The 24518-nt window shown below is 63.3% G+C and carries 24 protein-coding genes; 12 read left to right on the forward strand and 12 right to left on the reverse strand.

Annotated features, from left to right (window positions below):
• Positions 1–159: 159 nt before the first annotated feature.
• Together OOJ09_RS24335 and OOJ09_RS24340 are read left to right on the forward strand one after the other, a co-directional pair.
• Positions 160–492 carry a hypothetical protein gene (locus tag OOJ09_RS24335; protein ID WP_269907640.1) on the forward strand — a complete coding sequence of 111 codons (333 nt, stop codon included), beginning with the start codon at positions 160–162 and terminating at the stop codon, positions 490–492.
• 40 nt (positions 493–532) lie between these two features.
• The gene (locus tag OOJ09_RS24340; protein WP_269907641.1) at positions 533–700 is read left to right on the forward strand and encodes a hypothetical protein; all 168 of its coding nucleotides are present in this window, start codon (positions 533–535) and stop codon (positions 698–700) included.
• Between the two features lie 69 nt (positions 701–769).
• Here the strand turns inward: OOJ09_RS24340 and OOJ09_RS24345 are convergent, their stop codons facing one another.
• Positions 770–1456, reverse strand: a complete 687-nt coding sequence (locus tag OOJ09_RS24345) for a response regulator transcription factor (RefSeq protein WP_269907642.1) — start codon at positions 1454–1456, stop codon at positions 770–772.
• 45 nt (positions 1457–1501) lie between these two features.
• Between OOJ09_RS24345 and OOJ09_RS24350 the strand changes: the two genes are divergently transcribed.
• Positions 1502–2275, forward strand: a complete 774-nt coding sequence (locus OOJ09_RS24350) for a response regulator (protein WP_269907643.1) — start codon at positions 1502–1504, stop codon at positions 2273–2275.
• 138 nt (positions 2276–2413) lie between these two features.
• Positions 2414–4501 (forward strand): PAS domain S-box protein, encoded by a 2088-nt coding sequence (locus OOJ09_RS24355; RefSeq protein ID WP_269907644.1) that lies wholly within the window; start codon positions 2414–2416, stop codon positions 4499–4501.
• Positions 4502–4623: 122 nt separating this feature from the next.
• Here OOJ09_RS24355 and OOJ09_RS24360 read toward each other — a convergent pair whose 3' ends face one another.
• On the reverse strand, positions 4624–5034 hold the full coding sequence (locus OOJ09_RS24360) for a hypothetical protein (protein ID WP_269907645.1): 411 nt from the start codon (positions 5032–5034) through the stop codon (positions 4624–4626).
• Positions 5035–5549: 515 nt separating this feature from the next.
• Between OOJ09_RS24360 and OOJ09_RS24365 the strand changes: the two genes are divergently transcribed.
• Positions 5550–6752 (forward strand): aromatic ring-hydroxylating oxygenase subunit alpha, encoded by a 1203-nt coding sequence (locus OOJ09_RS24365; protein ID WP_269907646.1) that lies wholly within the window; start codon positions 5550–5552, stop codon positions 6750–6752.
• A gap of 47 nt (positions 6753–6799) precedes the next feature.
• Here the strand turns inward: OOJ09_RS24365 and OOJ09_RS24370 are convergent, their stop codons facing one another.
• Entirely contained in the window at positions 6800–8218 is a 1419-nt protein-coding gene (locus tag OOJ09_RS24370) for an aminotransferase (RefSeq protein ID WP_269907647.1), read from the reverse strand.
• Between the two features lie 273 nt (positions 8219–8491).
• Between OOJ09_RS24370 and OOJ09_RS24375 the strand changes: the two genes are divergently transcribed.
• From OOJ09_RS24375 to OOJ09_RS24385, 3 genes are read left to right on the forward strand one after another with little or no spacing between them, the layout of a single operon-like run.
• Complete coding sequence (locus OOJ09_RS24375; protein WP_269907648.1) at positions 8492–9409, forward strand: ABC transporter permease; 918 nt, start codon at positions 8492–8494, stop codon at positions 9407–9409.
• A complete protein-coding gene (locus OOJ09_RS24380) occupies positions 9406–10230 on the forward strand; it encodes an ABC transporter permease (protein WP_269907649.1) in 825 nt (274 codons plus the stop codon). Before OOJ09_RS24375 ends, OOJ09_RS24380 begins: the two co-directional genes overlap by 4 nt.
• 37 nt (positions 10231–10267) lie before the next feature.
• Positions 10268–11341, forward strand: a complete 1074-nt coding sequence (locus OOJ09_RS24385) for an ABC transporter ATP-binding protein (RefSeq protein ID WP_269907650.1) — start codon at positions 10268–10270, stop codon at positions 11339–11341.
• Positions 11342–11424: 83 nt separating this feature from the next.
• Here OOJ09_RS24385 and OOJ09_RS24390 read toward each other — a convergent pair whose 3' ends face one another.
• The 5 genes from OOJ09_RS24390 to OOJ09_RS24410 form a co-directional block, all read right to left on the reverse strand.
• Positions 11425–12720 carry a flavin monoamine oxidase family protein gene (locus OOJ09_RS24390; protein WP_333474482.1) on the reverse strand — a complete coding sequence of 432 codons (1296 nt, stop codon included), beginning with the start codon at positions 12718–12720 and terminating at the stop codon, positions 11425–11427.
• Positions 12717–13793 carry an extracellular solute-binding protein gene (locus OOJ09_RS24395; protein WP_269907651.1) on the reverse strand — a complete coding sequence of 359 codons (1077 nt, stop codon included), beginning with the start codon at positions 13791–13793 and terminating at the stop codon, positions 12717–12719. Before OOJ09_RS24395 ends, OOJ09_RS24390 begins: the two co-directional genes overlap by 4 nt.
• A gap of 114 nt (positions 13794–13907) precedes the next feature.
• Complete coding sequence (locus OOJ09_RS24400; protein WP_269907652.1) at positions 13908–15008, reverse strand: ABC transporter substrate-binding protein; 1101 nt, start codon at positions 15006–15008, stop codon at positions 13908–13910.
• Between the two features lie 33 nt (positions 15009–15041).
• On the reverse strand, positions 15042–15755 hold the full coding sequence (gene betI, locus OOJ09_RS24405) for a transcriptional regulator BetI (protein WP_420107540.1): 714 nt from the start codon (positions 15753–15755) through the stop codon (positions 15042–15044).
• A gap of 6 nt (positions 15756–15761) precedes the next feature.
• On the reverse strand, positions 15762–16553 hold the full coding sequence (locus OOJ09_RS24410) for a class I SAM-dependent methyltransferase (protein ID WP_269907654.1): 792 nt from the start codon (positions 16551–16553) through the stop codon (positions 15762–15764).
• Between the two features lie 201 nt (positions 16554–16754).
• Here OOJ09_RS24410 and OOJ09_RS24415 point away from each other — a divergent pair, with 201 nt between their 5' ends.
• The 4 genes from OOJ09_RS24415 to OOJ09_RS24430 are packed head-to-tail and all read left to right on the forward strand — an operon-like array spanning position 16755 to position 21466.
• Positions 16755–18374: a phytoene desaturase family protein gene (locus tag OOJ09_RS24415; RefSeq protein WP_269907655.1), complete on the forward strand. Its 1620-nt coding sequence runs from the start codon at positions 16755–16757 to the stop codon at positions 18372–18374.
• Positions 18361–19926 (forward strand): phytoene desaturase family protein, encoded by a 1566-nt coding sequence (locus tag OOJ09_RS24420; RefSeq protein ID WP_269907656.1) that lies wholly within the window; start codon positions 18361–18363, stop codon positions 19924–19926. Before OOJ09_RS24415 ends, OOJ09_RS24420 begins: the two co-directional genes overlap by 14 nt.
• Before the next feature lie 2 nt (positions 19927–19928).
• Positions 19929–21188 carry an aminomethyltransferase family protein gene (locus OOJ09_RS24425; protein WP_269907657.1) on the forward strand — a complete coding sequence of 420 codons (1260 nt, stop codon included), beginning with the start codon at positions 19929–19931 and terminating at the stop codon, positions 21186–21188.
• 2 nt (positions 21189–21190) lie between these two features.
• Positions 21191–21466 carry a hypothetical protein gene (locus tag OOJ09_RS24430; RefSeq protein ID WP_269907658.1) on the forward strand — a complete coding sequence of 92 codons (276 nt, stop codon included), beginning with the start codon at positions 21191–21193 and terminating at the stop codon, positions 21464–21466.
• 34 nt (positions 21467–21500) lie between these two features.
• Here OOJ09_RS24430 and OOJ09_RS24435 read toward each other — a convergent pair whose 3' ends face one another.
• From OOJ09_RS24435 to OOJ09_RS24450, 4 genes are all read right to left on the reverse strand, one after another.
• Entirely contained in the window at positions 21501–22178 is a 678-nt protein-coding gene (locus OOJ09_RS24435) for an outer membrane protein (protein ID WP_269907659.1), read from the reverse strand.
• Positions 22179–22386: 208 nt separating this feature from the next.
• A complete protein-coding gene (locus OOJ09_RS24440; RefSeq protein ID WP_269907660.1) occupies positions 22387–23445 on the reverse strand; it encodes a dipeptidase in 1059 nt (352 codons plus the stop codon).
• Positions 23446–23591: 146 nt separating this feature from the next.
• Positions 23592–23891 carry a GNAT family N-acetyltransferase gene (locus OOJ09_RS24445; RefSeq protein WP_256752599.1) on the reverse strand — a complete coding sequence of 100 codons (300 nt, stop codon included), beginning with the start codon at positions 23889–23891 and terminating at the stop codon, positions 23592–23594.
• A gap of 2 nt (positions 23892–23893) precedes the next feature.
• The gene (locus OOJ09_RS24450) at positions 23894–24514 is read right to left on the reverse strand and encodes an alpha/beta hydrolase (protein ID WP_269907661.1); all 621 of its coding nucleotides are present in this window, start codon (positions 24512–24514) and stop codon (positions 23894–23896) included.
• Positions 24515–24518 lie beyond the last annotated feature (4 nt).

Below are 24518 nucleotides of genomic sequence, written 5' to 3' on the forward strand. Positions count from 1 at the left end.
CACAGTGATTTGCCCGTAAACGAAAGTGCGATTTTCCTGCATACGAAAGAAACACCGTCAGTTTCGAAACCAAACTGCAACAAAGCGCGGCTTCAGGCGGCATGATCCGGAAACAGCGCGCCGTCAGAGTTGACGTAACGAAAGCAGACGGCAACGACCATGGGAACGAAATCGAACACGCAGTCCTGGTTTCTCAGGATCAGCATCGCGGCAGTAGCCATTGGCGGCGTCGGCACCATCGCCGGCAGTCCGGCTGGCAAGCTCGCGGCGATGACCTCGAGCGAAGTTTCAACCCTGCACGCCGCCCTGTCTTTCGCCACGGTCTGGATTGTTTCCAGCCTGCGCATCACCCGGCTCAAGGCCCTCTGGCGGGTCGGCCTTCGGCTGATGAGAATGCGCGGCCCCTCCGGCTACTTGCTGCCGAGAGGACCGAGTGCCCGCGCCGCGATGGGGGGCTCCACCGGCGGCGCGGGCACTTCGGAGGCTTCCTGAAGCGACCTGCAACACATTCATTTTTTGGGGAATTGCTACAATGAAAACGAAATTCGCAGCTTCGGTGCTTTCCGCACTGCTTTACGCTCAGGGCCTGCTCGGCTTTGCCGGCCTCGCCACCGTGCTCCTCAGGGACCGCGCCCATGCCAGCGAACTCACCATGGGCAACGGCATGCCCATGGGGCCATCGCTTCTCGTGGTGCGCTAAGCTTCGGCGGCATCGGGCCAAGTGGAAAATCCGATGCTCAGCCAGGGAAATAGCGCGAGCGCCCGGCCGTCAGTCGTCGAATTGCCGCGGCGGATCGAACCGGTAACCGGCGCCGCGGATGGTGATGATGGTCTCGGTATCGAGCTTGCGGCGCAGCCGCACGATGCGCGAATCGATCGAGCGGTCGAAGGCGTCGGCGTTTTCGGCTGGCGCCGCGGCGATGATGTCGTCACGCGTCAGCACCTTGCGCGGACTGGCCAGGAACAGCCTGAGCAGCGCCACCTGACCCGGCGAAAGCTGCTCCTCCGTGCCGGAGCGATGCATGACCATGGCCGACCTCAGATCGACGGTCGCATTTTCCAGCACAATCAATTCCTGGGCGGGCCTGCCGCGCCGCGCCAGCAGGCCGCCGACACGGGCGGCGAGTTCCCTGACATTGAGCGGGCTTTCGACGACGTCTGCCGCACCCAGTTCGAGTGCCAGCACCTTGTCGACAAGATCGGCCGGCCGGCAGATCAGGATGAAATCCGGCCCGTCCTCGCCGCCATGGCGCCGCAGCAGATCACGCCCTTCCGCCTGGCTGAGGCTGTCGCCAACGACGACGACCTCGATGCCTTTCCCCGAGAGCAGCGATTCGGCCTCCCACGGCTGCCGCGCCTGACGCACATCGTGGCCACGCCGCTCGAGATGGTCGGCGAGTTCGGTCGCGATCACTTCGGCTACGGAAACAAGCGCGATGACGGATCGTGCGGCCATGTTTTCCAACCGTTCCCTTGCAACCAGATATGAGTGCTGGACATCATGTTTATACCCAATCTACTTTCCACTGAAAGTGGGAGCGAGGGCATCGTGCGGGCAAGAATTGTCATCGTCGAGGACGAGCCCGACCTGAGGGACGCGGTCGCCGAATATCTTGGCGCCGCCGGCTTTGACACGGTCACCGCTGAAAGCGCTGCCGCGGCACGGACGCTGCTCGAAACGCAGTCGTTCCATCTTGCCATTCTCGACATCGCCATGCCGGGCGAGGACGGCCTCTCGCTCGGCCGCTGGCTGCGCTCGCGGCTGCCGATCGGCATCATCTACGCGACCGCAGCCGGCACCGCGCTCGACCGCATCGTCGGGCTGGAACTCGGTGCCGACGACTACATCGTCAAGCCATACGAATTGCGCGAGGTGCTGGCGAGGGTCCGCAGTGTGCTGCGCCGCGTCCCGCAGCCGGCGGAGTTGCAGGACAAGAAGGCCAGGACGGACCGCCGTTCCGTTGCTTTCGGTCCCTTCCAGGCCGATCTCGACGGCAGGCTGGTCACCGGCGCCAACGGGGCGGTGATCGACATGGCCAAGAGCGAATTCGACGTGCTGGAGGTTTTTCTGACCCGCGCCAACCGGCTGCTGACGCGGGCTGCGATCTCCGAGGCGATCGGCTTCACCGAGGATCCCGAATCGTCCCGCGCGGTCGACATTCGCATCATGCGCCTGAGGAAGAAGATCGAGACCGACCCGGCCAACCCGAAATTCCTGCGCACAGTGCGCGGTGAAGGCTATATCTTCTCGTTGCCGGCCGGCGACGGCAACTGAGCCGCGCAACGGCCTGGTGAAGGTTTGGCGTTCGGCAGACCTTGGCGGTCCCCGCGCCGGGAATTTCAAATCCAGACCCACCAAATTCCAAAATTTGCTAAGGTGGATCTCGATGACGGCTGACCATGACTGCTCACCATGACCGCTGACGCAGCACGCACGGACATGCACGGCGCCCGGCAGGGCGCGGCGATGGCGGCCGTGCGTGTCGTTCGCCGGTTGCGCGAGGCCGGCGACTGGCAGCGCGAGATGGAAGGCATTCTGGAAACGCTCTGCCGGGCCATCGATTGCCAGCGCGGCATCCTGTTCCGCTTGCGCGAATTGCCCGGCCAGGGCTTTGCCCAGTCGGTCGCCGCCTACTGGATCGACCCTCTCTTTGGCGGTGAACTGGCGTCGCCGACCGTCATCATGCAGTCGATCGTCAATTCGGATCCGCTGCTGGAGCGGCTGGCCGAGGACGAACGGCAGGGCAAGGTCTTCGCCGGCCATACGCGCAACCTCGAGGGCTTTCTGAGAACCGATTTCGAAAAGCAGAACATCAAATCGTTCCTGTCGGTCTCCGTCTTCGCGCATGGCCATCTGTGGGGCACTCTGGCGGTCAATGATTGCATCAACGAGCGTGAGTGGACCGACGAGGAAGAGGCGACGCTGCACATCATCGCCCTGGCCATTGGCGATGCCATCGAACGATCGCCCTCCGACGCCCATGCCAGCGAGGTCATTCGCCGCACGATGCTGCAGGCCTCGCTCGATGCCATCATCGTCATCGACGAGACCGGTTCGATCATCGAGTTCAATCCGGCCGCCGAAAAGATGTTCGGTTTCCTGCGCAGCGACATCCTCGGCAAGGACCTGCTCGACACTGTCGTGCCGGAATACTATCGCAAGGGCTATTCATCGGGGGCCGAATACATGTCCGGCCGCGGCGCGCCGATGGTCGGCCAGCGGCTCGAGACAGTGACCCAGAACGCGGCCGGAGAGGTGTTCCCGATCGAGCTGACGGCGACCGAGATGCGGGTCGCCGACCGTCGCCTGATCTTCGGCTCCATCCGCGACCTGCGCGACAAGCTGCGCGCCGAGGAGGAAATCAACCGGCAGCGCGAGAAGCTGCACCAGAACGAGAAGATGGCGGCGATGGGTTCGTTGCTCGCCGGCGTCTCGCACGAGCTCAACAACCCGCTGGCCGTGGTGGTGGCCCAATCGACATTGCTGCACGAATTCGCCGCCGATCCGCAGACCAAGGTCCGCGCCGAAAAGGTGCGCGCCGCCGCCGAGCGCTGCGGCCGCATCGTCAAGAGCTTCCTCTCGATGGTTCGCCTTCATCCAGCGGCACAAGCCGAGACCGACCTCAACCAGGTGATCCGCGCCGCACTCGAGGTGACCGCCTATGGCGCACGATCAAGCGGCATCATCATCGACACGGATTTCGCCGCCGGCCCGCTGCTGGCCATGGCCGACGCCGATCATGTGACGCAGGTGGCGGCCAACTTCCTCATCAACAGTCAGCATGCGCTGGCCGGCGTTGCCGGCGACCGGCTGATCAAGGTGCGCACGTTCCGCAGCGACCGGGGCAACCCCGGCTTCTCGGTCGAGGACAATGGGCCCGGCGTGCCGGAAGCGATCCGAGCCCGCATCTTCGAATCCTATTTCACCACCAAGCCGGTCGGCGTCGGCACCGGCATCGGCCTGTCGATCTCGAAATCGATCATCGAGCGGCACAATGGCAATGTCTGGTTCGAGGAAGTGCTGCCGAGAGGGGCGCGTTTCGTCGTCCAACTGCCGGCCATTTCGGCTGGCGTCGCCATTGCCGGCGAGAGCCAGCCGCGCTCGAGCGGCTTGCGCCATGCCTTGATCATCGATGACGAGCCGGATGTCGCCGGCTCGCTCTCCGACATTCTCGAATTGATGGGCATCAAGTCGCGGGTCGCGCCCGTCTGGGAATCGGGAACCGCCACCCTGGACGGTCATATGCCGCCGGACATCGTCTTTTCGGACCTGCGCATGCCCGGCATCAGCGGCATTGCAATCTATCGGGAGCTGCTTGCCGAAAGGCCTGGATTGGCCCGGCGTTTCGTGCTGGTCACCGGCGACCTGATCGGCGCGAAAGCCGAAATCGAGGCCCTGCCGGCGCAGCAGCGGCCGCAGATCCTGGAAAAGCCGTTCAGCACGCTGGATGTGCGCAGCGTGCTGTCCGCCATTGCCGAACAGGCAGCATCCAAAGGATAGAAAAAAGGCTCCCGGCCGACATGCGGCGGGAGCCGAAGGGAGCGCTGGAGGAAGCGCTCGGGGAGGTCAGAGCATGGCCCCCGAAGAGGGAACCGAATTTCGGGATCATGCTTCGACGAAAATCAGAAAATGTTCGGCGTGTTGGTCAGCGGCGCGGCGTTGGCGATCATGCGGATGGCGCGAGCCTTGTGCGTCCCGGACTGCTCGGCGATGGCGCGCAGGCAATCCACGCTCTCGGCGCCCCAGGACTGCCCCTTGCAGGCGAAATCGATCGCCGGCACCGGCAGGCGCGCGGTCTTCGTCGTTGTCGGTGCGCCTTCGACGATGTTGGCTGGCGGATTCAAGGAAGCGAAGGCTGGCCCGACCGTCGGGGTGAACGCCATGCCGGCGAAGGCGCAAGCAGCCAGCGCCATGAACATCGCCATGGGGTGGTCGCTGGCGCGCTGGCGCAGCGCCAGTTTCGGGCGGCGGTCAGCGCGCTCCGGAGCCTGGAGGCGGCGCTCGGCGCTGGTACTCTGGACTTTCGCATGCATCGTCGTTCCCTTCGTTGATTTTCTTTTTTCTATAAAACGAATTTATCCGCACTTGGTAACGGGCGAATGATACGTGAGGGTTGCCCGTGTAACAGTCCCGAAACAATGAATGCGGGCATATCCGGGCAAAATCGGTCATTTTCGGATGCATTGGTTCGTTTGCGAAGCTGTTTCATGTGCGCGATCAGGATGTTGCTGAGCTATCGATGTCAGGCAACAAAGCCGAAACTCAACCAATCGAACTATGAGCGACCTCACACTCCGGCCAGCGAGGCATTATTTTTTTGCTGGGAAACCGGTGAGATTTTCCCCGCATCAAGCGTTGATCCCGACGCGGAAAGCTCGCTCCACAACCCATGTTAAGGCCCGGAATTCCCGGCGTTTTCTCCGGCCGTGCCGGTTTCAGGGTGGTTCCAATGACGACGCATGCGCGCTTCATATTTCCACAAACCATTGCATTTCAATGAAAAATATGATCTTATTGAACAGTCATTCAATAAAAAGAAGACCCGCCCATGAACCCGCACCTCCGTGACGTGGCGATCCCCAATGATTGGGACAGGCGAGGCCTGCCGGGCTGGAGTTATCACTCCGACGCCCTTCTCGAGCTTGAGAAAGAGCACGTCTTTCGCAATCACTGGCAAATCGTCGGCCACGTTTCCGACCTGCCGAATGCCGGCGACTATCTGACCATGGACGTGGTCGGGGAGCGGGCATTGATCGTGCGCGGCAAGGACGGCGTGGTGCGCGGCTTCAACAATATGTGCCGCCATCGCGGCAGCCGCGTCGTCGCCGACAGCCAGGGCAATTGCAAGAACGCCCTGGTCTGCCCTTTCCACGGCTGGGTCTACAATCTCGACGGCACGCTGCGCGGTGCCGCGCGCCCGCGCTCCTTCCCCGATCTCGACAAGACCGAGTTCGGTCTGATGCCGCTCGATCTCGAAGTCTGGATGGGCTTCATCTTCATCCGCTTCCGCAATGGTGGCCCGCAGCCGTCGGTCGCCGAGCTGATGAAGCCGATCGAGCCCGAATTCGCGCATTACAAGGCCGCCGACATGGTGCCTTCCTGGGGTATCTGGACCCAGAAGACCCCGGTCAACTGGAAGTCGGTGCGCGACGTCGACAATGAAGGCTACCATGTCGCCATGGCGCATCCAGCCTTGCAGGATCTCTACGGAGCCACCTATTTCGACGAGCCCTTCATCAATGGCGTGTCGCGCTCCTTCGCCACCTACAACCCGCATGCCGGCCGCCGCTGGAGCGTCAGGAACTATGTCAGGATCGCGCCGGAGCCGGCGCATCTGCCGGACTATCTGAAGAAGGCCTGGGTCTACTACGGCATCTTCCCCAATGCGGTCATCTCGGTGATGCCGGAATCGGTGCAGTTCTATCAGGAGTTTCCGCTGTCGACGGGTGAGACGCTGCTGCGCGGCGCCATCTACCGCTACCGCGGCGAGAGTCGCGAGCAGGCCGCCGCCCGCTACCTCTCCTTCCGTATCGATCGTGATACGATGTCGGAAGACGTGCAGCTCTCGGTGTGGTCGAACGAATCCATGCTGTCCGAAGCCTTCGAGGGCTTCTACCTCTCAGATCTCGAATACGGCGTGCGCACCCATCATGACCATCTGCGCAAGATGCTGCCGGTGCTGGGGCTGGAGACCGCGCCCGAGGAAAAGGACATGTGGAATTTGAACGACGCGCTCAGGTCGCGGTCGTAGGCACGAAGGCGACGCCGGCGATCTCCCCCACGTGGAGGAGATCGCCGTCATCCCCGCCACACCCCTTCTTTCCTGAGATCATCCATCGTGCGCGAAATGCCTTCGCGCAAGATGCCGACCATGTCGTCGATCTGCTCGCGAGTGATGATCAGTGGCGGCGACATCACGCACATGTTGATCAGCGGCCGAACCAGCAGGCCGAGTTCATGGCAATGCGCATCGATGCGCTTGCCGACATCCTTGTCGAGCTGCAGCGGATCCTTGCTCTCGCGGTCCGCAACGCATTCGACGCAGCCCATCAGCCCCATGCCCCGCACCTCGCCGACCAGCGGCAGCTCTTCCAGGGTCTTCAGTTGCGCCTGGAAATAGGGCGCTACCTCTTGCGCGTGGGCGAGCACACCCTCCTCCAGCAGATCGAGGTTTTTCAGCGCCACGGCGCAGCCGATGGGATGGCTGGTGTAGGTCAGGCCATGGCCGAACATCGCGTCCGGATGGTTCGAACGCCGCAGTTCCTCCAGCAGACGCTCCGAGATGATGACGCCGCCAAGCGGGAAATAACCCGAGGTGACGCCCTTGGCGAAGGTGATCATGTCAGGATCGATGCCAAACGCGTCGCCCGAGGCGAAGACATGGCCTAGCCGTCCGAAAGCCGTCACCACCTCGTCGGAGACATAGAGGATGTCGTTGTCGCGGCAGATCTCGCGGATGCGCTTGAGATAGCCGTCGGGCGGCACGACGACGCCACCGGATGCCTGCACCGGCTCGCCAACGAAAGCGCCGATCCTGTCGGCGCCGACGCGGGCGACCGTATCGCGGAACTGATCTACGAGGAAATCGGTGAAGGCGGCAAGGCTCATGCCTTGCGGACGGCGGAACGGATCCGGCGAGGACAGCTTGATCACCAGCTCGTCGGCGCCGTCCATCCAGTCGCGGTCGCGCGGACGGCCGTTGAGCGAGGCCGACAGATAGGTCGAGCCGTGATAGGCGCCGCCCCGGCTCAGGATCAGCTTCTTTTCCGGCCGGCCACGCACATTGTTGTAGAACTGCATGAAGCGCAGCGCCGTCTCGACGGCCGAAGAGCCGCCCGTGGTGTAGAAGACGTGGCTGAGATCGCCCGGCGCATGGCCGGCTATGCGCATGGCAAGTTCGGCCGACGGCGCGTTCATCGTGTACCAGGGCGTGTTGTAGGACAGCGCCATCGCCTGGTCGTACATCACCTTGGCAAGCTCCTCGCGGCGGTGGCCGACATTGACGCACCACATGCCGGCAGGCCCGTCGATCAACTGCTTGCCGGTGCTGTCGGTGATGTAGATGCCATCGCCTTCGCCGATCAGCGCGCGCGCCTCGGCACCGACCGAGCCGGCGAACGGCCAGGGCTGGATGAGATGGCGCCTGGCCAGTTCGACCGCATCGTCATCCGCGGCCCGGGCCATTTCCGTCGCCTTCATGTCCCTAGCAGCCGCCATCATTGCCTCGCACCATTTCGTCGAATTTTTCCCGGGCACGAAATCCAGCGTCAAATGCCGGAAATGCCGGCTTTCTTCATCAAATTTTGAATGTCCGTTCAGTCAATATCGCAGAAATAGCGCTTGATTTCAATCCGCGTATGCGCGCATGATGAAAGAAAGCCGGCAAGGGGAACAAAGAGCCGGCGCCAGCACAATGGGATGCCGCATGGCGGGACAGTCCAGGCCAGCAACCGAGATCACACCCGGAGCCCTGCCCCCCGGAGTCTGGCAATGACGGCGGCTGCGGAAGGGTCGCCCCCGTTGCGCATGACGCGGGCCAGACGAAATGCCCTTCTGCAGTCCGAACCCGTGCAGGGTCTTGCCCTGATCAGTCCGACCCTTGTCTACGCGCTCATCCTTCTGGTCCTGCCGATCCTGGTGGTCATCGCCCATTCCTTCTGGACGCAGCATTACCTGACCATCGACCGCAGCTTCACACTGGAGAACTACCGCATCGCGCTGACCGAGCCGATCTACCGGGATCTGTTGTGGCGTTCGCTCTACATCTCGCTCACGGTCAGTCTGCTCACCGTCCTGCTGGCCTATCCGATCGCCTATTTCATTTCCTTCCATGGCGGCCGCCACAAGAGCCTGTGGCTGTTCCTCATCACCATCCCGTTCTGGACCAGCTATCTCTTGCGCGTGATGTCGTGGAAGGTCATCCTCGGCTACAACGGCGTCCTCAATTCCGGCCTGATGGGCCTTGGCATCATCGATGAGCCGTCGACGGCGCTCCTCTATAATTCGAGCGCCGTCATCATCACGCTCACCCATGCCTGGGCGGCCTTCGCCATCCTGCCGATCTTCGTTTCGCTGGAAAAGGTTGACCGCACGCTGGTCGAGGCGGCCAAGGACCTTGGCGACGGCCCCTTGCGTTCGTTCCTGCGCGTGACCCTGCCGTTGTCGGCGCCCGGCGTCATCTCGGCGGCGCTGATCGTCATGATCCCGACCGTCGGCGACTATGTCACCCCGAAGCTCGTCGGCGGCAAGGATGGCGTCATGATCGCCAATGCCATCCAGGCGCAGTTCGGCAAGGCCTCCAACTGGCCGCTGGGTGCCGCCCTTTCCGTCACCACCATGGTGATCGTGACGCTGATGGCGGGCGCCACGGTGCTGGTCATCCGCGCCCTGCAGAGGCTGGCGCGATGACGGCGGTGCGGCGCTTCCTGACCGGCGGCTGGCTGCCGGCCTACGCGTTCCTCTATGTGGTCTTCCTCTATCTGCCTGTGATCTTCCTGCCGATCTTCTCGATCAACACGGCGGCGACGCCGAAATTCCCGCTCACCGGCTTCACCTTGCATTGGTACGAGGACCTGCCGCGCACCCCGGCTCTGCTCGACGCCGCCTGGAACAGCCTGATCGTCGGCGTGTCGGCCGCGATCCTTTCCACCGTGCTCGGCATCCTCGCCGCCCGTTCGATCACCCGCTACCGCTACCCCGGCCGTCGCGCCATCAACGGGCTGATCATGGCGCCGCTGGTGCTGCCCGAGGTGATCGTCGCCATCTCGATGCTGCTGGTGATGCTGCAGCTGGGCTTGAGCCTGTCGCTCTTCACTGTGGTGCTTGGCCACGTGCTGGTCTGCATCCCCTATTCGATGACCGTGCTGACCTCCGGCTTCGAAGGCTTCGACCGCAGCCTGGAAGAAGCCTCCGCCGATCTCGGCGAGAGTGCCTTCGGCACCTTCCGGCGCGTGACGCTGCCGATGGTAGCGCCGGCCATCATCTCCAGCCTGCTCGTCTGCTTCACCATTTCGCTCGACGAGTTCATCATCGCCTTTTTCCTGACCGGCACCGAAGCGACGCTGCCGATCTACATCTGGGGCCAGTTGCGCTTCGCGGCGAAACTGCCAGGCGTGCTGGCGCCGGGCACGCTGTTGCTGGTTGCCTCCTTCCTGCTGATGACAATCGCCGAAATCCTGCGTCGACGTGCCGCCAGACGCACCCAGAACGAGGGAGGCCTCTATGCCTGAGCAGCCCCAATCCGATCGGCCCCAATCCGATCGGCCCATGATCGAGATCCGCAACGTCACCCGCAGCTATGGGGCGTTCAAGGCGCTGGATGATGCTTCGCTGACCATCAAGGAGGGCGAATTCTTCTCCCTGCTCGGCCCATCCGGCTGCGGCAAGACCACGCTGCTGCGGATGATCGCCGGCTTCGACAACCCGACCAGCGGTTCGATCTCGGTCGGCGGACAACCCATGGAAGGCATCCCGGCCAATCGCCGGCCGACCAACATGGTGTTCCAGAGCTATGCGATCTTCCCGCATCTCAATGTCGAGCAGAACGTCGCCTACGGACTGAAGCGGCTGAAGCTGCAGGGCGGCGAAGAGAAGCGCCGTGTCGAGGAAGCGCTGGCGCAGGTCTCGCTGACCGGGCTCGGCAAGCGCCTTGCCACCGAGCTTTCAGGCGGCCAGCGACAGCGCGTCGCGCTCGCCCGCGCGCTGGTGATGCGTCCCAAGGTGCTCTTGCTCGATGAACCGCTGTCGGCGCTCGACAAGAAGCTGCGCGAGCAGATGCAGGTCGAACTGCGCCGCCTGCAGCAGGCGGTTGGCATCACCTTCGTTCTTGTCACCCACGACCAGTATGAGGCGCTGGCCATGTCCGACCGCATCGCCGTGATGTTCGGCGGCAGGATCGCGCAGGTCGCCTCGCCCAAGGAGATCTACCAGCGGCCGGTCAACCGCCAGGTCGCCGACTTCCTCGGCGGCATGAATTTCGTCAAGGCTGAGATCGTCGAGGAGAATGGCGCCTCATTGGTCGTCGACACGCTGGGCTTCGGCCGCGTCAAGACCGACAAGCCCAAGGCCTTTGTGCGCAATGGCGGCGCCGCCACGCTCGGCATCAGGCCCGAACGCCTGCGTGTGCTGTGGGACAATGCGACAGCCAGGTTCGAGGTCGCCGGCAAGGTGGTCGAACGCCACTATTTCGGCGAGATCACCCATCTGATCGTCGAGATACCGGGACTGGAAAAGCCGCTGTCGGTGACCGAGACGAACGACTTCGGCGCCGACGACATCCCGGTCGGCACCTCGATCCGCCTCGCCTATGATCCCGAGGCCTTGGTGGCGATGGCCGACTAGGGCATGATCCCGAACCGAAGGTCAGCGCAGCAAAAAGTGGGAACCGGTTTTCTCGGACAAACGGGAACCGTTTTGTCCAGCGGTCATGCTCCGCCAAGAATTTGAAGCTCCGCCATGATCTTGCGGGCGGCGATGCGTCCGGCAACGATCGCGCCTTCGACATAGCCTGGAAATGACGGCGACAGTTCCGAACTGGCGAAATGGACTGGCGGCGCGCCGGCCAGGAGCGTTCGCTCGGCGTCGGTCGCCGTCGCATCGACGATGAGATCACCATAGGCGCCGCCGCTCCAGTGGTCATGCGTCCAGTCGCGATAGCTGAAATCGAGGATGCCAGCCGCTTGCGCGCCAAGAGCTTCGACCAGCCTCGCTGTCACTTCGACGCGCAGTCCGGCATCGCCGAGGTGACGCCAGCGCAAGGCGAGCGGCCCGCCGATGAAGACCACCAGCGCCGGATGGCCATCGTCCTTGCCGACATCGCAGGCAAAAAGCCCAGGCAGGTCGCGCCACATCACCATGCCGCTCAGACCGTGGTCGCGCCAGAAGGCCGTGGGGTAGCGCACCAGCACCTTGATCACGGCGCCGCTTTCCCAGACGCCGAGCGCCCCTGCCAAGGCCGCCGGCAGCGGTGGCGAAAAATCCAGTTTCGCCGCCATCATCGGCGGCACGGCGATCAACACCGTCCGAGCCTCGATGGCGCCAGCCGTGGAGGCGAGACGAACCCTTCCCGGCCCGTGTTCGATCACCGTGACCGCGGCGCTCAAGCGCAGCCGATCGCCCAGATCGCGGGCCAGATCGTCGGCCAGCGAATGCATGGTTTCGCGCACGAAATACTGCAGTTCCGACACCTCATTGGTGATGCGGCGATCATTGTCGATAAGGTGCCAGAGCGGCATCTTTTCCAGTGCCTGACACCACAGGCCTTCGATCATCGAGCGAAACGCCGCCTTGGCCGCTTCAGGGTCGCTCTGACGATCGAGCCACGCGGCGACGGTCAGTCCGGCAATGGTCGGATCGCCTGGTGCGATCGCATTCATGCGGTCGCGGATCGCCATCGAGGCGAGATAGGTGCGCTCGGCCTCTCTCGCGGACAGGATTGGCTGGGAAACGAATTCGCCGTCGACAAAAGTCTCGATCAGCGTCTTGCCACGCGCCTGCAGCAGCGCCATCAGCTCCGGCATGTCCTCGCACAGGAACTGGCCGCCGCTGTCGACGCGCTCGCCAAGGCCGTTTGATGTCGCCTCGACGCGCCCGCCGACACGCTCGCGCGCTTCGAGCAGGACGAAATCGATGCCGGCTGCCTTCAGCTCGAGCGCGGCCGACAGGCCGGTGAAGCCGGCGCCGACGATGACGACATCCGTCCGTTCCAATTCGCGCTTCAATAGCCGGCCTTGATCTTCTCGAACTCGGCGACCATCCGCTGCTTGAGGTCCGGCGCCACCGGCTGTTGGAACAGCGTCTTGTCGAGGAACTTGTCGAGATTGTCGAAGCCGCGGTCGACCAGCACCTTGTGGTCGATATCAGCCATGCCGGCGCCATTGCCGTGGCCGTAGCCGAAGGTCTTGACCATGTAGTCCGACACGCCAGGCGCATTGACCGCGCTGAGGAAATCATAGGCTTCATCGAGCTTGCCCGGCGCATCCTTCATCAGCACATAGCCGCACACCCAGGTCGAAATGCCTTCCTTGGTGTCGCGGTTCATGGCGATCGGCATGCCTTGCCCCTTCAGCGTGACGAAGGTCTCGTTCCAGCCCCAGACGAGGTCGACCTCATTGCCGATGAAAGCCTGGTTGAGGTCGGTGTCATCGGTCCAGTAGAAGCGGATGTTCTTGTGCACATCGCGCAGGAAAGCGGACGCCTCCTGGAACTGCGCGTCCGTCATCTTGGTCCAGTCCTTCAGCCCGATGACGAGACTTGCCAGCGCGTAGGCATCGTCGACATTGTCGCCGATGGTGACGCGGCCCTTGAATTTCGGATCGGCGAAGATCCTGAGCGACTGCGCCTGTTCAGCCGTGACCTTGTCGGTGCGGTAGAGCAGCGAGGTGTTGCCCCAGTCGAACGGCATGAACCAGGCCTTGCCGTCGGCGGTGGTGGCGAGATCCTTCATCGCCATGATGCCGGGATTGAGGTCCTTCCAGCCGGCGATCCGGGCGGTGTCGAGCGGCTGCAGCATGCCAGCCTCGCGCCACTTGACCACGCTTTGCGAACAGGGGTGGGCGATGTCGGCCTTGAACCCGGCCCGCATCTTCTCGAAGGCTTCATCCTCGTCGCCGAAGAAAGCGAAGGTCGGCTCGGCGCCGTATTTGGCAGTGTAGGCCGGATGCAGCAGCGGATCCTCGTAGCCCGACCAGTCGAACACCACGAGATCCCCACCGCCTTCCGCGAAGGCATGGACCGCGCCGGCGCCGATCATGCACACGGCTGCAAGGGCAAGGCGGCGTAGCACTGACCTCATGGCGCGAAATTCCCCCATCGCGAAAAAGCTGCTGCGACGTTAGGAGAATTCCGCTCACTTGGCGAGCCCGTCCACCCGCCTTGTCGGCGACCGAACTGGCCGCCGAGACAGGCCTCAATAGCCGGCTTTGATCTTCTCGAATTCGGCGATCATCTTGAGCTTGAGATCGGAAGGCACCGGCGACTGGAACAGCGTCTTGTCGATGAATTTCTGCACGTCGTCATAGCCCTTTTCTTTCAGCACCGCCTGGTCGACGCCGGCCATGCCCTTGGCGTTGGCCTGGCCATAGCCCCAGTCCTTGACCAGCACCTTGGCGGTCTCCGGATCGTTGACGGCGTTCAGATAGTCATAGGCCTTGTCGATGTTGCCGGGCGCGTCCTTGAACAGCACATAGCCGCAGACCCAGGTCGAGATGCCTTCGTTGGTATCCTTCATGGCCTTGATCGGCACGCCGGCAGCCACCGACTGCACCGTCGCATCATTCCATGCCCAGGCGAGATCGACCTCACCGCCGCTCAGCAGCTGCACGACGTCGGTGGTATCGGTCCAGTAGGAGCGCACGTTCTTGTGCACCTGGCGCAGGAAGTCGGACGCCTGCTTGAACTGGTCGTCGGTCATCTTGGTCCAGTCCCTGAGGCCGATCGCAAGGCTCGCCAGCGCATAGGCGTCGTCGACATTGTCGCCGATCGACACCCGGCCCTTGAACTTGGGATCGGCGAACGCCTTCAGCGACTGCACATCCTTGGCGTCGATCTTGGCAGAGTTGTAGGTGAGCTGCGTGTTGCCCCAGTCCCACGGCATGAACCACGCCTTGCCGTCCGACGTGGTGGCGAGATCCTTCATCGCCATGATGCCGGGATTGAGGTCTTTCCAGCCAGTGATCTTCGACGTGTCGAGCGGCTGCAAAAGGCCCGCCTCGCGCCATTTCACCACGCTCTGCGAACAGGGATGGCCAAGATCGGCCTTGAAGCCCGAGCGAACCTTTTCAAACGCCTCGTCCTCATCGCCGAAGAAGGCGAAGGTCGGCGAGTCGCCGTTCTTCTCGACATATTTCGGATGGAAGCTGGGATCTTCATAACCGGACCAGTCGAACACGATCAGGTCCTTGTCGGCGGCGATCGCCAGTGCGGCGGCCGAGGCCGCCAACGTTCCCGCCAAAGCCAGTGTCAGCGTCAGGCGTCGAGTCAATGTCATCCTTTGGATTGGGGTCTTCATTGCTGTTCCATCCTCTGTCTTGTTCTGATTTTCTTATGGTTCCGCCGCGCCGGCGGTCTTCGACGGATAGTGTCTCGGGAATGCCGCCGCCAGGAATTCGTTCGCCGCCTGCAAGGCGGTCTCGCGGGTGGTGTCTTCCGTGCCCATCATCAGCCGCAGCCACAATCCCTCCAGCATGGCGCTGAGCGCCAGCGCCATGACTTGCGGCTCATAGGCGTAGCCGCTGCTCTGCCTGAGCGTCGCGCACAGGTCGATGAAGATGGTCTGATAGACGGCATCGCGCGCGCTGCTCAGCGCCTGGTAGGTTGGCCGCGACTTGGCCTCGCCCCAGAAGGCACACCAGGCGGCCAGCTTGCGCTTGTTGCAGATCGACCGGTCGAAATCGGCCGCGACGAGAGCCTGAAGCTGATGGGCGGGATCGTCGCCCGCTTTTTGCAGGGCATTGCGCCAATGCGCCGAGTACTCGTCATACATATGCTGCAAGGTCGCGATGAGTAGCTTTTCCTTGCTCTCGAAATGAAAGTTGACGATGCCGCGCGACAGACCCGCGCCGTCGGCGACATCGGCCATCGTCGTCTCCGAATAGCCACGCTTGGCCAGCGAATCGATCGTCGCCTCGATGAGCTGAAGCTGCCTGACCTCCTTCGAGGCCTTGCGGCCACGCTTTTCGGATTCGTTTTTCCGCGCCGGTTCGAGGCGGGCTTGCCTGGCCTCTGCTGTCTTCATGGGTCTGATGGTCTCCAGCATCGCCAGCTATCCAACCGGCTTTCGACCGCGAAGATGAGTGGGACGGTGCTCGCCACTGTCAAGCACCTTCTGCATGGCTTCCCAGGTTCGTATGTTCTTGTCGACATAGGCCGCGCCAACCGCGGCCGCGACCGTTGGGTAGAGCGGTCCCTTCAGCTTTTCCAGCTCGCCGCGCGCGACGTCACGATACCACGGATTGCGATCCCTGACCGTGACATCGGCAAAGCCGGCCCGGCGCATCGCCTGCGCGTAGCGTGCCGGTGACGCCATGGCGAAGGACAGGCCTTCGGCGGCGACATAGGCCTTCATGTCAGGCGATGGTTCGCCGTCATGCGAGATCATCCAGTTGGAGGCAGCGAAAACGCCGCCCGGCTTCAGGACGCGGAAGATCTCGGCGAACAGCGCGTCCTTGTCAGGCACGTGCAGCAGCGCATCCTTGGAGAAGACGGCATCGAAGGCATGGTCGGCGAAAGGCAGAGGCCCGGGCGCCGCCTGGATGAAACTGGTGCGATCCGTGAGCCCGCGCGCGGCGGCACGCTGCCTCGCCGTCTCGATTACAGGCTGTTCGACATCGAAGCCAGTAACGTGGGCAGCGCCATGGCGTTCGACCAGATGCAGGGTGATGCCGCCGGAGCCACAGCCAATGTCGAGGATCGTCTTGCCCTTGAGCGAAAGCCCTTCGACCACCCGATCGACCTCGTCCGGCCCGCCCGGCGACAGATAACCGTCGCCCCACAGCGCTTCGAGGAAGCGGATGGCGGTGTCGTCATACTCCGGCTCGGCAGCCGTTTCGATCATCGGCCCTCGGTCCCCAATCGCCGAATTGCGCATTGTCGAATGCCGGCAAAGCGTAGCGCATAGCTGGGAAAACGCAACATCATTTGTTGAACATTCATTCAACATAGCTGGACAGAATAGCGGGCGCCGTGCCAAATTCCGAGCATTCGGGGACAGATCACGCAAAAATGAAGTGGCGGCGGATAGGATGAGCGGGCCAGAATGAAAGTTTGGGATGCGATCATCATCGGCGGCGGACACAACGGCCTGGTCAACGCCTGCTATCTGCAGCGCGCCGGGCTCGATGTGCTGGTCGTCGAGAAGAACGACTGGGTCGGCGGTGCCGCCACCAGCAGGGAATTGGCGCCGGGCTTCCTCTACTCCAACTGCTCCTACGTCTGTTCGTTGTTCCGCCCCGAGATCATGCGCGATCTTGAATTGCCGCGCTTCGGCCTGCAGGTCATCGCCTATGAAGGCGGCGCGGTGTTCACCCGCGACGGCGACTACCTCGCCAACTACCGTGATCACGACGCGCACCGGCGCGAATTCGCCCGCTTTTCCAAGCGCGACGCCGAGGCCTATGACCGCTACGCCCGCGACGTGACGCGGCAGTGCCGCTTCATCCAGCCTCTCTTGATGCGCACCGCTCCCGACCCGACAAGCTTGCGGCCGCGCGATCTCGGCGAGCTTCTCTATCTGGGCAAGAAATTCGCCGGACTGTCGGCGGAGGAAATGGCGCTGACGCTGCGCTTCTGGACCATGTCGATCTCGGAATTCCTCGACGAGTATTTCGAGACCGATGTCATCAAGGCGAACTTCGCTTTGTCCGGCATCATCGGCACCGCGCTCGGGCCGATGTCACCCGGCACCGCCTACGTGCTGCTGCACCACTACATGGGCGAGGTCGATGGCTCGGTCGGCGCCTGGGGCTATGCGCGCGGCGGCATGGGCGCGGTGACCAAGGCGCTGGCCGCGTCGTTCAAGGCGTCGGGCGGAACCATCCGCACCGGTGCCGAGGTCGACCATGTGCTGGTCGGTAGGGGCAAGGCCCGGGGTGTGGTGCTGGCCGGCGGCGAGGAGGTCTACTGCAAGCTCGTCGTCTCCAATGCCGACGTGAAGCGCACCTTCCTGAAGCTGGTCGAGGAAAAGGAGCTGCCCGACATCTTCCTGCGCCGGGTCAGGAATTTCAAGATCCGCGGCTCGTCCGGCAAGGTCAACATCGCGCTCGATTCGCTGCCGGAATTCCCGGCGCTGCCGAAGGATTCGCCGGTCTATCGCGGCGACATGCATTTCACGGATTCCGTGGAGCGCATGGAGCGCGCCTATGACGACTGGAAGGCCGGGCGCTGGTCGGCCGATCCGTTCCTCGACATGGTCATCCCGACGACGCTCGACCCGACCATGGCTCCGCCTGGCAAACACTTCATGAGCTGCTTCGTGCAATACGCGCCGCCAAAGGTGAACGGCCGCGAGTGGACAGATGCCGATCGCGACGGCTTCGCCGAAAGCGTGATTGCGCAGATCGCGGACTATTCGCCCGGCTTCCGCGACCGCATCGTCCACATGGAGGTACGCACCCCGCGCGAGATCGAAGCCGAGGTCGGCCTCACCGAAGGCAACATCTTCCAGGGCGAACTGACCTTCGACCAGCTTCTGTTCAACCGGCCGGTGCCTGGCTACGCGCAATACCGCTCACCGGTCGGCGGCCTCTATATATGCGGCTCCTCGACCCATCCCGGCGGCGGCGTCATGGGCGCGCCCGGCCGCAATGCCGCCGCCGATATCCTGCGCGACCTCGCCAAGTCCACCTCGCACATGAGCCCGGCCCATGACGTCATTTGAGACAATCGTCATCGGCGGCGGCCACAACGGTCTCGTCACTGCTGCCACGCTGGCGAAAGCCGGCCGCAAGGTGTTGGTGCTGGAGGCCGGTAGCGAAGTCGGCGGCGCCGCGCGCACCGAGGAATTCGCGCCGGGCTTCCGCACCTCTGCGATCGCCCATCTGCTCAGCCGGCTGCATCCCGATGTGGTGAAGACGCTGGACCTGGAAAAGCATGGGCTAAGGGTCGCCCGCGCCGACTTCGTGCCATCGGTTGCGCTGTCGAAGGACGGCCCGCCGCTTGTCCTGCATGGCGCCTATGGCGAAGTGCTGACCGGCGCCAGCCCGTCCGAGCAATCGGCATGGAAGGAATTGCGCGCGCAATTGCTGCGCTATGCCGGCACCCTGAAGCCGTTCCTCTCCCGCCGCCCGCCCGATCTCGCCGGCATGTCGCTGCTTGAGTCTGCTTCACTCGGCCAGACCGCGCTGGCGCTGAAGAAACTCGGCAAGGAAGACATGCGCGACTTCCTGCGCGTGCTGCTGATGAACGTCGCCGACCTGCTCGACGAGCAGCTTGGCGATATCAGGCTGAAAGGCCTGCTCGCCTTCGATGCAACGCTTGGCAGTCATCTCGGCCCGCGCTCGCCGACCTCACTGCTCGGCCTCTACTATCGCCTGGCCGGCGAGACCGCCGGTGTGGCCGGAGCGCAGGCCTTGCCGCAAGGCGGCATGGGCGCGGTGATCGCCGCCATCCGCGCCGCGGCGGAAGGGGCCGGCGCGGTGATCCGCGCATCGGCTCCGGTGGCAAAGATCATCGTCGAGAAAGGCCGCGCCGTCGGCGTCGTGCTCGACAATGGCGAAGTGCTGCACGCCAGGACCATCGTCTCGGCAATCAATCCGGCGACGACCTTCCTCGACCTTGTCGGGCCGCGCGAGATCGACACCGGGTTAATGCGCAAGGTGAAGAACATCCGCATGAAAGGCGATGCGGCCAAGCTCAATCTGGCGCTCGACCGACCACCGCAATTCACCGGCGTCGATGCCGCCGGCCACAGGGGCCGGCTGGTCATCGCCCCCTCGCCCGATCACGTCGAGCGCGCCTTCAACCCATGCAAATATGGCGAGTTCTCGCTCGAGCCGGTGATGGAGATCACGCTGCCCAGCCTTGCCGACCCGTCGCTCGCGCCCAACGGGGCCTGCGTGCTGTCGGCGGTGGTGCAATACGCGCCCTACGCGTTGAAAGAGGGCTGGGACGCCGGCAAGCCGAAATTCCTCAAGGCGGTCATGGCGCAGCTCGAAGCCTATGCACCCGGCATCGGCAAGAGCGTTGTCCATGCCGAGTTGCTGACGCCGGCCGATATCGAGACGCGTTACCGCATGCCGGGGGGCCACTGGCACCACGGCGAATTGCAGGCCGACCAGATGCTCATCTCGCGGCCGGTCTCCGGTTGGTCCGGCTATGACACACCGATCGAAGGGTTGTTTCTTGCCGGGGCCGGCTCGCATCCGGGTGGGGGTGTTTCAGGCGCACCCGGCCTCAACGCCGCGCGGCGCATCATTGCGATGAAAGGGTGACCATGGCCCGGCAAATTAGCAAGAAGCCCGCTTCAAAGACAGCCAACACGGTTGTTTCGGCACGCATCGCCGCGCAATCCCATTTCCGCACGCTGCGTCTCGGGACCCCGTTCCAGCCTCGCATCGACGCGCTGGCCAGAACCCAGGACTGGTACAATTGGGCCGGCTACCACGCGCCGCATTCGCTGTGGGACGAGGAGCTGGAATATTTCGCCATCCGCAGCCAGGCTGCCCTGTTCGACATTTCGCCTATGACGAAATACCGGATCGAGGGGCCGGACGCCGAGGCCTTGCTCAACCGCGTCACGCTGCGCGATGTCGCCAAGCTCAGACCCGGCCGCGTCCACTATACGGCATGGTGCGACGACGAGGGTTTCGTCCTCGACGACGGCACACTGTTCCGGCTTTCGCCGACACGCTTCCGGCTGTGTTCGCAGGAACGGCACCTGCCGTGGCTGCTGGACAGCGCCATTGGCTTCGACGTCACCGTCGAGGAAGAGACCGAGGCTGTCGCCGGGCTCGCCCTGCAAGGCCCGACATCCTTCGCCGTGCTGCGGGATGCCGGCTTCGCCGGCGTCGAGAAGCTCAAAGTTTTTGACCTCGCCGATTTCCCGCATGACGGGGGCAGCGTCACCATTTCACGCACCGGCTTCACCGGCGACCTCGGCTATGAACTGTTCGTTTCGGCCGACAAGGCTCTGAGCCTTTGGGACCGGCTGATGATTGCGGGCGAACTGCGCGGTATCCGCGCCATCGGCTACACCGCCCTCAACCGCGCCCGGCTGGAAGCCGGACTGATCGTCGCCAATGCCGACTTCACCACCGCCGAACACGCCATCCGCGCCGACCGCCCGCGCATGCCCGACGAAATCGGTCTCGGTTTCATGATCGATCTGAAGAAAGGTCATTTCAACGGCCGCCGCGCCATCCTCGAGGCTCGCGTCAAACGCAAGCTGCGCCATGTGCTGGTCGGGCTGGAGATCGAAGGCAACATCCCAGCCGAACACGCCATCGTCTACTACAAGAAAAGCCGGGAGGTCGGCCTGGTCAGCGCCGCCATGTGGTCGCCGATGGCCAAGCGCAACATCGCCATCGCCTCGCTGGAGCGGCCATTCGGTGATACCATCGTAGAGGACCTCTGGGTCGAGATCTACGCCATGCGCGAGCTGCAATATCAGAAGCTGATGAAGCGGGCCAAGGTGGTGGCGCGACCCTTCATCAAGCTCGACCGCCGCACCGCCAATCCGCCGGCTGACTTCTGACCATGGCCGACGAAGCCGACAAGCAGCAGGAAGATGGGCAGCAAGAAGATGGGGAAGCCGGCGAACAGTGGGAGCTGGTCAACACCCCGCTCGGCGAGAAATGGTCTGGCCGCACGCGCTATGCCGCCGCCATGTTCTTTTACAAGCGCGGCGAGATGAGCGCCGAAACGCTCGAGGTCTACCGCATCTGCGCGCGGCTCGATTCGGAAAATCCGCTGCCGATCATCCGCGACCGCGGCGTCGGCAGGGACTGGCTGAAGCGCATGGGCATCGAATAACCATTGCCAGCGGGCCGCCTCTCAGCGGCAGGGGTCAGAACTTGTAGTTCAGACCGATACGGACGGCGTCAAACTTGGCATCTGACTTGAAGAACCCGTTCGAAACGGCCGTCCATCCCAGATCGACATGCAGATACTCTGCCTTGGCAGTCCAATTCTGATTGAACGCGTACTCGACACCGCCGCCTGCGGACCATCCTACGTTGGTGCTGCTTGCCTGGTAGCTGGAAGAGTTATCGATGCCCGACTTGACTCGGCCAAAAGCCAGACCGCCAGTGCCATACACGAGCACGTTGTCGAGTGCGTAGCCGATCCTGCCTCGCACCGTCGAAAACCATTCGACCTTGGTGACACAAGCACCGGACCCGCAGTTCCAGCTGCTACCGTCAGGCTGCCCCAAGTTGCCGGGTCCGAAACTCCCCTTGATAGCGGAATAGGACAAGTCAGCTTCGACGCCCGCGACCCAGTTCTGATGAAACTGGTAATTGTAGCCAACCGTTATACCGCCAATGAAGCCTTTGATATCGAATGGATTCGAATCAACACCGTCATTGAACTTGCTGTCGCCCCAGCCGTAGCCCGCTGTCAGGCCGATATAGGCACCGGACCAGTTGTAGGTCGATGCGACAGGAAGTTCGCTCACTGCGTCCGCCGCAAAAGCACTACCACTTGCGGCCAGCAGAACCGCGGTTGCGAAAAGAATCGATTTCATGGTCAGAACCCCCAGCCATTGCAAATCGTAGATGCGCTTGATGGGATTGTGAACTGGTAACTCTTGCCAATGACCGGAATGCAACCCAGTGTTGCTTTGGCGCCACAAGGTTCGACAAGGGATTGACTCAGCGAACCAGCGCAGTGTGTAGAAAGACTGCCTTGACGTCCGCCGATCGGTCCGGGCAAAAAAAGCCGGACCGGCGACCCTAGCCGATCGTTCTTTCCAGCATGCTCAACCAGTTGCGATAGGCGATCTTCTCGATCAGCGCGCGGCCGAAGCCGCGCGCCGCCAATGCATCGATGAGCTTCGGCAGACCGGCGACGTCGCCGATGACTGCCGGGATCATGGCACCGTCGAAATCCGAGCCGAGGCCGACGCCGTCTTCACCCAGCGCCTGCAGCAAAGAATCGACATGGCGCACCATGATGTCGAGACTGGTGTCGGCATTCATGCGGCCGTCCTCGCGCAGGAAACCGGTGGCGAAGTTCAGCCCGACCATGCCCCCAGTCTCGCGGATCGCGCCGAGCTGCCAGTCGGTGAGATTGCGCGAATGACCGCAGATCGCATGCACGTTCGAATGGGTAGCCACCAGCGGCGCATCGCTGAGGGCGGCGACATCGCGAAAGCCCTTTTCGTTGAGATGCGAGAGGTCGATCATGATCTTGAGCTGGTTGCAGGCCTTGACCAGTGCCTTGCCGGCATCGGTCAGGCCGGGTCCGGTGTCGGGCGAGGACGGAAAGCGGAACGGCACGCCGTGGCCGAAAGCGTTCGGCCGGCTCCAGACGATGCCGAGCGAGCGCAGGCCGGCGGCATGCAGCACGTCGAGCATTGTGAGCTCGGGATCGATCGCCTCGACCCCTTCGATGTGGAACACCGCCGCGATCGACCCTTGCGCCATCGCGTCGCGCACATCGCCGGCGCTGCGGCAGACGGTCAACGCTCCGGCCCGTTCCAGCCTGAACAGGATGGAGGCCATCGCGATCGTCGAGTTGAGCGCATCGGCGCGCGGAACCTCGGGCGGCAATGGCTCGGTATCGCTCGGCGCCAAGGGCACGGCACTGCGCCTGGTTTTCTCGACAGGCGGCGGAAAGATGGCGAACATGCCGCCGGCAAAGCCCCCGGCCTTGGCGCGCGGCAGGTCGATATGGCCGCCCGATTTCCCCTCAATGAATAGCTTTTCGGCGTCCGTGTCCTTCGACTGGTAGATTCTGAGCAACGTATCGTTGTGGCCGTCGAAGACGGGAACGAGGTCGGATTCGGTCATGGGGGATCATTCGGTTCGTTTGTCGGCGCTGCGATCTATCATACCTACTTAGGCAAGATGCGCGAGCCGCGCAAATGACAAAGCCATGCGGTGGGATGACAGTCGCTTGTCGCGCTGTTTCCTGCCGGACAAATTCCGGCCGATCCCTATTGCTTCAGCACGTCGGCCCATTCCGGGTGACGTCGGAACTGGGCGTTGGCGAACGGGCAGAGCGGGATGATCTTCTTGCCCGCCGCACGTGCATCCTCGACGGCGCGGGTGACGAGCCGAAGCCCGGCACCCTGGCCACGAAATGCGTCCGGGACTTCGGTATGGTCGATGATGATCTGGTGCTCGCCGATCTTGGTGAAGGTCATCTCGGCCTCGGCGCCGTTAGGCCCGCGCAGGACGTAACGGCCCTTGGAACCGCGATCCTCCAGTTCGACCTCGGGCAGTTGATCCGGCATCGCTACACTCCTTGGGTGGCACCGGCAAAAAGCCGCCGTGCCGCTTCGATCTCGTTTGGCCGCACCTCGTGCCCGCCTTCATGCCACTCCACTGTGACATCGGCGCCATCGGCACGCAAATAGGCTTCGAGCCGCGTGGTCAGGTTCGGCGGGCAGATCGGATCGCGCTTGCCGGCGGTCACCAGAATATGGCGGCCGGCGAGGCTGCCCTCGACCTGCGGCTCGAACGGGATCAGCGGATGCATCAGCGCCGTGGCGTCGAACAGCAATGGCGCGGCAAACACCACCGAGGCCAGGACGTTGGCGCCGTTGGAATAGCCAAGGCCCAGCACCGCCGACGGCTTTGCCGCCTCGACATGCGCCTTGACGAAGCCCACCATCTTGTCCGTCGCCCGCGCCAGGTCGTCCATGTCGTAGACGCCCTCGCCGGTGCGGCGGAAGAAGCGCGCCGCACCTTGTTCGGAAACATCGCCGCGCGGCGAGATGATGGTTGCCTGGGGCGCGAGATCGCGCCCCAGCGACAGAAGCTGGTTCTCGTCGGCCCCGGTGCCATGGAAGACGAAGAGCAGCGGACCGCCCGGCGAACCAGGCAGCTGCTTGTGGATGTAAGCGTCCTTGCTCATGGCT

Source organism: Mesorhizobium qingshengii (genome assembly GCF_027563465.1).
Lineage (GTDB): Bacteria > Pseudomonadota > Alphaproteobacteria > Rhizobiales > Rhizobiaceae > Mesorhizobium > Mesorhizobium qingshengii_A.

Coding starts and splice junctions, on each gene's coding strand:
- OOJ09_RS24420 (WP_269907656.1), top strand. CDS start 18,361: ATGACGTCATTTGAGACAATCGTCATCGGCGGCGGCCACAACGGTCTC.
- OOJ09_RS24385 (WP_269907650.1), top strand. CDS start 10,268: ATGATCGAGATCCGCAACGTCACCCGCAGCTATGGGGCGTTCAAGGCG.
- OOJ09_RS24380 (WP_269907649.1), top strand. CDS start 9,406: ATGACGGCGGTGCGGCGCTTCCTGACCGGCGGCTGGCTGCCGGCCTAC.
- OOJ09_RS24345 (WP_269907642.1), bottom strand. CDS start 1,456: ATGGCCGCACGATCCGTCATCGCGCTTGTTTCCGTAGCCGAAGTGATC.
- OOJ09_RS24415 (WP_269907655.1), top strand. CDS start 16,755: ATGAAAGTTTGGGATGCGATCATCATCGGCGGCGGACACAACGGCCTG.
- OOJ09_RS24375 (WP_269907648.1), top strand. CDS start 8,492: ATGACGGCGGCTGCGGAAGGGTCGCCCCCGTTGCGCATGACGCGGGCC.
- OOJ09_RS24435 (WP_269907659.1), bottom strand. CDS start 22,178: ATGAAATCGATTCTTTTCGCAACCGCGGTTCTGCTGGCCGCAAGTGGT.
- OOJ09_RS24340 (WP_269907641.1), top strand. CDS start 533: ATGAAAACGAAATTCGCAGCTTCGGTGCTTTCCGCACTGCTTTACGCT.
- OOJ09_RS24365 (WP_269907646.1), top strand. CDS start 5,550: ATGAACCCGCACCTCCGTGACGTGGCGATCCCCAATGATTGGGACAGG.
- OOJ09_RS24350 (WP_269907643.1), top strand. CDS start 1,502: ATGTTTATACCCAATCTACTTTCCACTGAAAGTGGGAGCGAGGGCATC.
- OOJ09_RS24400 (WP_269907652.1), bottom strand. CDS start 15,008: ATGAAGACCCCAATCCAAAGGATGACATTGACTCGACGCCTGACGCTG.
- OOJ09_RS24355 (WP_269907644.1), top strand. CDS start 2,414: ATGACCGCTGACGCAGCACGCACGGACATGCACGGCGCCCGGCAGGGC.
- OOJ09_RS24410 (WP_269907654.1), bottom strand. CDS start 16,553: ATGATCGAAACGGCTGCCGAGCCGGAGTATGACGACACCGCCATCCGC.
- OOJ09_RS24430 (WP_269907658.1), top strand. CDS start 21,191: ATGGCCGACGAAGCCGACAAGCAGCAGGAAGATGGGCAGCAAGAAGAT.
- OOJ09_RS24395 (WP_269907651.1), bottom strand. CDS start 13,793: ATGAGGTCAGTGCTACGCCGCCTTGCCCTTGCAGCCGTGTGCATGATC.
- OOJ09_RS24450 (WP_269907661.1), bottom strand. CDS start 24,514: ATGAGCAAGGACGCTTACATCCACAAGCAGCTGCCTGGTTCGCCGGGC.
- OOJ09_RS24425 (WP_269907657.1), top strand. CDS start 19,929: ATGGCCCGGCAAATTAGCAAGAAGCCCGCTTCAAAGACAGCCAACACG.
- OOJ09_RS24370 (WP_269907647.1), bottom strand. CDS start 8,218: ATGGCGGCTGCTAGGGACATGAAGGCGACGGAAATGGCCCGGGCCGCG.
- OOJ09_RS24335 (WP_269907640.1), top strand. CDS start 160: ATGGGAACGAAATCGAACACGCAGTCCTGGTTTCTCAGGATCAGCATC.
- OOJ09_RS24440 (WP_269907660.1), bottom strand. CDS start 23,445: ATGACCGAATCCGACCTCGTTCCCGTCTTCGACGGCCACAACGATACG.
- betI (WP_420107540.1), bottom strand. CDS start 15,755: ATGCTGGAGACCATCAGACCCATGAAGACAGCAGAGGCCAGGCAAGCC.
- OOJ09_RS24445 (WP_256752599.1), bottom strand. CDS start 23,891: ATGCCGGATCAACTGCCCGAGGTCGAACTGGAGGATCGCGGTTCCAAG.
- OOJ09_RS24360 (WP_269907645.1), bottom strand. CDS start 5,034: ATGCATGCGAAAGTCCAGAGTACCAGCGCCGAGCGCCGCCTCCAGGCT.